We start from the raw sequence: 3,384 nt of genomic DNA on the forward strand, positions 1-3,384 counted from the left end.
TGGTCCTCGCCGAGCGCGTCGGCCGCCGCCTGCCGCTGTACTGGTCGGCCAGCTGCGGTCTGGTCGACACCCTGCTGGCGCGGGGACGGGTGGAGGAGGCCTGGTCGGTCGCCGAGCAGTACGGGTTCGCACCGCCGTACCCGTCCACCATCGTGCTGCCCGACATCCGCTCCGTGCGCGGCCGGCTGCTCCTCGCCGTCGGCCGTACCGAGGAGGGCGTCGACGAACTGGAGGCCGCGGAGAAGACCGCCGGCTCCCGCGGCGGCCACAACCCGGTCCTCGCCCCCTGGGCCGTCGACCTCGCCAGGGCCCTCGCCACGCAGGACCCGGTCCGCGCCGCCCAGCTCGCGGCCGACGCCCGCCGGCAGGCAGAGCGGTTCGGCACGGACACCGCCATAGGCGAGGCCCTGCGCTGTGCCGCCGCCCTGGAGACGGGCCGGCGCGCGGTCGAGCTCGCCGCCCGCGCCGTCACCTACCTGGAGGCCTCGCCCTGCCAGTACGAGCACGCCGCGGCCCGCGTGGAGTACGGCATCGCCGCCCGCTCGGCCGCGGAACTGGGCCGGGGCCTGGACCTGGCCCGGGCCTGCGGTGCGGAGGGGCTGGCGGCGCGGGCGCGGGAGGCACGGGAGGCGCTGGAGACGGGACGGGAGCCGCGGTAGCCGGGCAGGTCGCGCGGTGTTCCAGCGCGAGCGGGACGGCGCCGTCGAGATCCTCGCGCAGCCGTGACCGGGCGGCCGGCTGAGCCGGGGCTTTCTCCGTCTCAGCCTGGGCCCTCTCCGTCTCGGCCGGGACCCTGTCCGCCTCGGCCGGAGCCCTTCTCGCCGAGGATCTCCGCCAGGTCGTAGCGCACCGGCTCCTCCAGCTGGGCGTAGGTGCAACTGTCCGGCGTGCGGTCCGGCCGCCAGCGCCGGAAGCGGGCCGTGTGCCGGAACCGCTGCCCGTTCTCCATGTGGTCGTACGCGACCTCGGCCACCCGCTCCGGGCGCAGCGGCACCCAGGACAGGTCCTTCTTGCCGGACCAGCGGCTCGGCGCGCCCGGCAGCCGGGCCGTCTCGTGCGCGGTCTCGTCCGTCCACGCGGCCCACGGGTGCCCGGAGACGTCGTCCATGCGCAGCGGCGCGAGCTCCTCGACCAGCTCGGCCCGCTTCTTCATGGCGAACGCGGCCGACACGCCCACGTGCTGGAGCCGGCCGTCCGCGTCGTACAGCCCCAGCAGCAGCGAGCCGACCACCGGGCCGCTCTTGTGGAAGCGGTACCCGGCCACCACGACGTCCGCCGTGCGCTCGTGCTTGATCTTGAACATGGCCCGCTCGTCCTGGAGGTAGCGCAGGGCGGGCGGTTTGGCCACGACCCCGTCCAGTCCGGCGCCCTCGAACTGCTCGAACCAGTGCCGGGCCACCTCGATGTCCGTCGTCGAGGGCGCCAGGTGCACCGGCGGGGTCGCGTCGGCGAGGGCCCGGTCCAGCAGGGAGCGACGGTCGGTCAGCCCCACGTCGAGCAGGGCGTGGTCGTCCAGGGCCAGCAGGTCGAAGGCGACGAAGGACGCCGGGGTCTTCTCGGCCAGCATCCGCACCCGGGAGGCCGCCGGGTGGATCCGCTCGGTCAGTGCATCGAAGTCCAGCCGGCCGCCGCGCGCGATCACGATCTCCCCGTCCAGGACGCACCGCTCGGGCACCCGCTCCTTCAGCGCCGCGACCAGTTCGGGGAAGTACCTGGTCAGCGGCTTCCCGGTGCGGCTGCCCAGTTCCACCTCGGCCCCGTCCCGGAACACGATCGACCGGAAGCCGTCCCACTTCGCCTCGTAGTGCATCCCCGGCGGGATCTTCGCCACCGACTTGGCGAGCATCGGCTTCACGGGCGGCATGACGGGGAGATCCATGCCCCAGATTCTGCTCCCATACATACGGATCCGCCCGGTATGCGCCCTGTGCGGGGTGCGCCTACCGTGGCCGCATGGGTGATGCGGTGGAGCTCGAGGTGGCCGGCCGGACGGTACGGCTGTCCAGCCCGGACAAGGTGTTCTTCCCGGAGCGCGGTTTCACCAAGCTGGACCTCGCCCGGTACTACGCCTCCGTCGGCCCCGGCATCCTGCGCGCCCTGCGCGAGCGCCCCACCACCCTGGAGCGCTACCCGGACGGCGTCGGCGGCGAGTGGTTCTACCAGAAGCGGGCCCCCAAGGGCATGCCCGACTGGATCCCGACCGCCCACATCACCTTCCCCAGCGGACGCAGCGCCGACGAGATGTGTCCCACCGAGGAGGCCGCCGTGGTGTGGGCCGCCCAGTACGGCACCCTCACCTTCCACCCCTGGCCGGTGCGCGCCGGCGACGTCGACCACCCCGACGAACTGCGCATCGACCTCGACCCCCAGCCCGGCACCGACTACGCCGACGCGGCCCGCGCCGCCCATGAACTGCGGGCGGTACTGGAGGAGTTCGGCGGGCTGCGCGGCTGGCCCAAGACCTCCGGCGGCCGGGGCCTGCACGTCTTCGTCCCCATCGAACCGCGCTGGACCTTCACCCAGGTGCGCCGCGCGGCGATCGCGGTCGGCCGGGAGCTGGAACGCCGGATGCCCGACCGGGTGACCATCAAGTGGTGGAAGGAGGAACGCGGGCGCCGCATCTTCGTCGACTACAACCAGACGGCCCGGGACCGCACCATCGCCTCCGCCTATTCCGTACGTCCCCGCCCGCACGCCCCCGTCTCGGCCCCGCTGCGCTGGGAGGAGGTCGGCGTGGCCGAGCCCCGCGACTTCGACCTCGCCACCATGCCGGCCCGGTTCGCCGAACTCGGCGACGTCCACGCCGGCATGGACGACCACGCCCACTCCCTGGACGCGCTGCTGGAACTGGCCCGCCAGGACGAACACGACCACGGGCTGGGCGACCTGCCGTACCCGCCGGAGTACCCGAAGATGCCCGGCGAACCCCCACGCGTCCAGCCGAGCCGGGCCCGGCGCCGACCCTGACGGGAGGTACCGCGCGCCGGTGGGCGATCATGGCCGGGCCCGTGTGCTGACCCGCAGCGACCTCGAGGCGGTACTCGAACCCGAGGCCTGTCTGCGCGCCCTGCGCGAGGGCTTCCGTACGGCCGCCGAGGTGTCCGTCCCCGGCCGGCGGGTCCGCACCGACCTGCCGTTCCCCGGCACCGCCACCGCGCTCCTGCCCGGTCTGCTGCCCGGCGTCGACGCCTACACGGTGAAGGTGAACGCCAAGTTCCCCGGCGCCCGGCCCGCCCTGCGCGGGGTGATCTGCCTGCACGCCGGGACCGACGGGGAACTGCTCGCACTGCTGGACTCCGCCACCGTCACGGCCTGGCGCACCGGACTGGCCGCCGCCCTCGGCACCGGACTGCTGGCCCCCGCCGGCTACGAGGTCCTCGACGT

At 74.3% G+C, this 3,384-nt stretch carries 2 protein-coding genes and 2 pseudogenes; 3 read left to right on the forward strand and 1 reads right to left on the reverse strand.

The genetic code is table 11. From position 1 onward, the window contains the following. A pseudogene (locus IE312_RS40345) lies at positions 1–659 on the forward strand (ATP-binding protein); the annotation flags it as partial. A gap of 101 nt (positions 660–760) precedes the next feature. Here the strand turns inward: IE312_RS40345 and IE312_RS16210 are convergent. Beyond that, positions 761–1,879 (reverse strand): ATP-dependent DNA ligase, encoded by a 1,119-nt coding sequence (locus IE312_RS16210; protein WP_189982382.1) that lies wholly within the window; start codon positions 1,877–1,879, stop codon positions 761–763. A 74-nt stretch (positions 1,880–1,953) separates the two neighbouring features. Between IE312_RS16210 and ligD the strand changes: the two genes are divergently transcribed. Together ligD and IE312_RS40350 are read left to right on the forward strand one after the other, a co-directional pair. Continuing rightward, positions 1,954–2,967 (forward strand): non-homologous end-joining DNA ligase, encoded by a 1,014-nt coding sequence (gene ligD, locus IE312_RS16215; RefSeq protein WP_189982384.1) that lies wholly within the window; start codon positions 1,954–1,956, stop codon positions 2,965–2,967. Between the two features lie 19 nt (positions 2,968–2,986). Continuing rightward, positions 2,987–3,384, forward strand: a pseudogene (locus IE312_RS40350) (ornithine cyclodeaminase family protein); the annotation flags it as partial.

Source organism: Streptomyces capoamus, assembly GCF_014654935.1.
Taxonomy (GTDB): Bacteria; Actinomycetota; Actinomycetes; order Streptomycetales; family Streptomycetaceae; genus Streptomyces; species Streptomyces capoamus.

Coding starts and splice junctions, on each gene's coding strand:
- IE312_RS16210 (WP_189982382.1), bottom strand. CDS start 1,879: ATGGATCTCCCCGTCATGCCGCCCGTGAAGCCGATGCTCGCCAAGTCG.
- ligD (WP_189982384.1), top strand. CDS start 1,954: ATGGGTGATGCGGTGGAGCTCGAGGTGGCCGGCCGGACGGTACGGCTG.